This is a genomic window from Tildeniella sp., from assembly GCF_059505325.1.
On sequence record NZ_JCACKI010000030.1, the window covers coordinates 62,283 to 65,084 of the forward strand.

Consider the following 2,802-nt stretch of genomic DNA (forward strand, 5'->3'; position numbering starts at 1 on the left):
CGCACTTCAAGGCAGAACTTTGCTGTTTCAAACCGGAACGATCGCTCTTTGAACCTGAAACATGTGTCGCGTGATGCCAAGAAATCGGGTTTCTGGTGAATGCGATGCGGATAAGGCAACAGCGTCTGGCTGAGAAACCCGATTTCTGAGTCTGGCGCGATCGACGATAATAGACGAAATTCTCTGCTCAAGTCTTGTTGCTTGTAGTATCGTCTCCTTCAAAGGCACTGCCTCATGCATCGACATCTCAATGGTTGCTTACAGAGCAAAGGGATTGAGAAGGCTGAGATCGACAATATTCTGGAAGTCTCGACTGTTGCGAGTAACCAAAACGCTGTTGCTTTCGACGGCACAGGCTGCAATGAGAGCATCTGGTAAAGCAATGCGACGACTACGCCGGATGTAAGCTGCACGATCGAGCACCTGCTCACTGAGAAGAACACTGGTGAACAAACGCAGAAAGGATCGAATTTGGTTGGCTTCTGTTTCTGTCAGGGCAAGATAACAGAGCAATTCTGCCCAACTGACCGGACAGTAGCATCCGGTCGCTTGCCCTGCCAAGACTTCACCGATGATTGACTGAACGGCGGCTTCCCCGTTGAAGTAGTAAATGAAGATGTTGGTGTCGAACAGATAACGGTTACTGGTGCCATTCATCTCTCAACTCGCGCTGAAACTGAAGCGGATCAATGCGAGTGGGCAAGAAGCCAAAGAGGTTAATGCTTTGGGCAGCAGGTGTTTGTGAAGGCTGCAATGGTTGTAACACGACAACAATCTCAACCAATCCAGGTTCCACTGCGTCTGGCAATGTTAGTTCAACTTTACGATCGCTGTTCACCTGCACAATCTGCCGCATCGTTTCCATAGCATTGAGCTTCTCAAGATAGCCCTATCGTAAGCGATCGCCCCCTGATCTCAAAACTTGCAATTCAAAGCTCCGAACCTGCGGTTTGGCACGCGACTATTTACACCCAGAACTCAAACGCTCGCACTCAAAGCTCAGAGGTTGCTGGTTTGACCTGGAACGATCGCACTCAAAGCAGGAACGATCGCATCTGAAGTAGGAAAATTGCTGTTTCAAGTAGGAACGATCGCATTTGAAATAGGAACGATCGCACTTCAAGTCAGAACTTTGCTGCTTCAAACCGGAACGATCGCTCCTTGAACCTGAAACATGTGTCGCGTGATGCCAAGAAATCGGGTTTCTAGTGAATGCGTCGAGTACAAGGCAACAGCGTCTGGCTGAGAAACCCGATTTCTGAGTCTGGTGCGATCGACGATCATGGACGAAATTCTCTGCTCACGTCTTGTTGCTTTCCCTATCGCCTCTCTCAAAGGCACTGCCTCATGGTTAGAAGCCGCGATCGTTCTTTGAAGTCTCTCATCCAACACCCTACTCCTTCTCACCGCTTCAACCGGGTCTGCTAACAAGACTACCCTCGTGGGTAATACAGATTTCTAAGGAGAAACTTATAGTTGAAATAAGAATTATAGGAAAGCTGAAAATGCCAGACAAACCTAATTATCAAAGTCCAGAACAGTCACCAAGTCTTGATTCATTGTCAAGGAAAATCTTGCGCTCACCGAAAAGCGGACCTGTGCAAGAGGAAGTTATGGATAGTCTTCTACTTGAAGTAGAAGCAGCCTTAAAGAAAGAGATAAACCAGAACTTTCCCGATCAAGCATTAGGAGGAATCCGATTGGGATATCAGATTGAACATCCTGATCAATGTAACCAAACAGTCGAAAGTTACTGGGTGGGTTTCGGTCAAGCGCCTCTTTACGAAAAGTTGCTGCAATATACCGAATTGCCTTCGCGAGAAGAGCAAGTTAAAGACGGCTATGAAACAACTCCATCAACAGAGGATTGCCTGTCCGATGATTTGATCAATAAGCTGATCGATAGTATTCAAGCTTCTATGCGTCGCTCAATATCTCTTGATCCGATTAATGATGACCACTTGCACGCTTGGTTTTTTGCACATACAGTTCACAAGACGGAATCTCTGAAAGTATTGCAGTATGCAGGAAGCACAGGGTGTTGCTGTTATACGAACAGGCGACGACGTAAAGTCACTGGAAGCTGTACAGGGACGCGCTGTTGTTAATAGAGGTTACAAAAAAGTTGTTTAACGAGTAGCCCTTGAGTTCAAGCAGCTTCATGATGATGATGACAACTGTATGGTTGAAATAGGTGGTTGAAATAGTTAAATCGGTGCCGCATGAAGCAGTATTCTGCACTTACAGTCTTGATTGTCACCGTCGTTGCTCCAGTAGTTGGATTGCTACCTGTTTTTAGTGTTTGGGCAAAGACTTGCACTCAGGCAGAAATCGTTCACTACCTGGAGCAACTCTCTCAATTGGATACCCCTGCTATTCAAAAGCTGATTGAATGTGACCAACCAGCAGTACCAGGTCTTGCTCAGGCATTGAACAGTTCAAACGCTAATGTCAAAGCTAATGCTGCCTATACCCTAGGCATTGTAGGCAGAAACCCTGAAATAGTTGTCCCAAAGCTGATTGGAGTTTTGGATGATCGCGATCGCCTTGTCCGCACAAATGCTGCTTATGCGCTAGGTGATTTTGGTATTAAAGACCGTGCTGCTACCTCAACGCTGCTGACAATGCTCGCCAAGGATACAGACGGTAAAACCCGTTCTGCGGCTGCATACGCGTTAGGTAAGGTCAGTAGCGGAGACAAAACTATTATTTCTGCGTTGATCAAAGCACTCGATGATTCAAATAACGGTAGTGGTGAATAGTAATGGTTAGGAGCGAAGGGAGGCATTGTAATGATGCACA

6 protein-coding genes are annotated in these 2,802 nt (G+C 46.5%); 2 read left to right on the forward strand and 4 right to left on the reverse strand.

All coding sequences use genetic code 11. The annotated features are described in order from the left end of the window. From AC5JO6_RS12360 to AC5JO6_RS12375, 4 genes are all read right to left on the reverse strand, one after another. Positions 1–191, reverse strand: a 191-nt coding sequence (locus AC5JO6_RS12360; RefSeq protein WP_496081364.1) for a hypothetical protein, incomplete at its 3' end; no start/stop codon positions are given. 67 nt (positions 192–258) lie between these two features. Continuing rightward, positions 259–657 carry a type II toxin-antitoxin system VapC family toxin gene (locus AC5JO6_RS12365; protein ID WP_496081365.1) on the reverse strand — a complete coding sequence of 133 codons (399 nt, stop codon included), beginning with the start codon at positions 655–657 and terminating at the stop codon, positions 259–261. Continuing rightward, positions 641–865: a hypothetical protein gene (locus tag AC5JO6_RS12370; protein WP_496081366.1), complete on the reverse strand. Its 225-nt coding sequence runs from the start codon at positions 863–865 to the stop codon at positions 641–643. The genes AC5JO6_RS12365 and AC5JO6_RS12370 overlap by 17 nt, the downstream gene beginning before the upstream one ends. Before the next feature lie 275 nt (positions 866–1,140). Beyond that, on the reverse strand, positions 1,141–1,389 hold the full coding sequence (locus AC5JO6_RS12375) for a hypothetical protein (protein WP_496081367.1): 249 nt from the start codon (positions 1,387–1,389) through the stop codon (positions 1,141–1,143). Positions 1,390–1,505: 116 nt separating this feature from the next. On the opposite strand from AC5JO6_RS12375, the gene AC5JO6_RS12380 reads away from it, so the two are divergent. Both AC5JO6_RS12380 and AC5JO6_RS12385 read left to right on the forward strand, forming a co-directional pair. Beyond that, a complete protein-coding gene (locus AC5JO6_RS12380) occupies positions 1,506–2,108 on the forward strand; it encodes a hypothetical protein (protein ID WP_496081368.1) in 603 nt (200 codons plus the stop codon). A gap of 114 nt (positions 2,109–2,222) precedes the next feature. Next, on the forward strand, positions 2,223–2,762 hold the full coding sequence (locus tag AC5JO6_RS12385) for a HEAT repeat domain-containing protein (RefSeq protein WP_496081369.1): 540 nt from the start codon (positions 2,223–2,225) through the stop codon (positions 2,760–2,762). Positions 2,763–2,802: the final 40 nt, after the last annotated feature.